1 protein-coding gene is annotated in these 420 nt (G+C 61.7%); it reads left to right on the top strand.

The window, feature by feature from the left end; genetic code table 11:
* Nucleotides 1-420: ABC transporter permease (locus tag GTP27_RS23340; protein ID WP_503826535.1), on the top strand; the 420-nt coding region annotated here is incomplete at both ends.

Genomic DNA, 420 nt, shown 5'->3' with positions numbered 1-420 from the left:
TCGGGCGCGGCTGGCTGTCCATGGGCTATCTGTTCCTGTATCTGCCTATCGTGGTGCTGGTGGTGTTCTCGTTTAACAGCTCGCGCCAGGACATGATCTGGAGCGGTTTTTCGACGCGCTGGTACACCGAACTGCTGAACGACACGGAGATCATCGGCGGCTTCTGGCTGTCGATCCGCATCGCCGTGCTGACGGCTTGCGCCTCCGTGGTGCTGGGCACGTTCGCCGCGTTCGTGCTGAACCGCTATCAACGCTTCTATGGCCGCACGCTGTTCTCGGGCATGGTGAGCGCACCGCTGGTGATGCCGGAAGTGATTATCGGTCTGTCGCTGCTGCTGATGCTGGTGTCGGTGCAGAAGGTATTCGGCTTCCCCGAGCGCGGCCTGACCACCATCTGGCTGGGCCATACGCTGCTCGGTA

The sequence above is a fragment of the Duganella qianjiadongensis genome, from assembly GCF_009857915.1.
GTDB classification, from domain to species: Bacteria; Pseudomonadota; Gammaproteobacteria; order Burkholderiales; family Burkholderiaceae_D; genus Rugamonas; species Rugamonas qianjiadongensis.
Note: the sequence above shows the minus strand (reverse complement) of the source record. Positions and strands in the feature narration are given on the sequence as shown.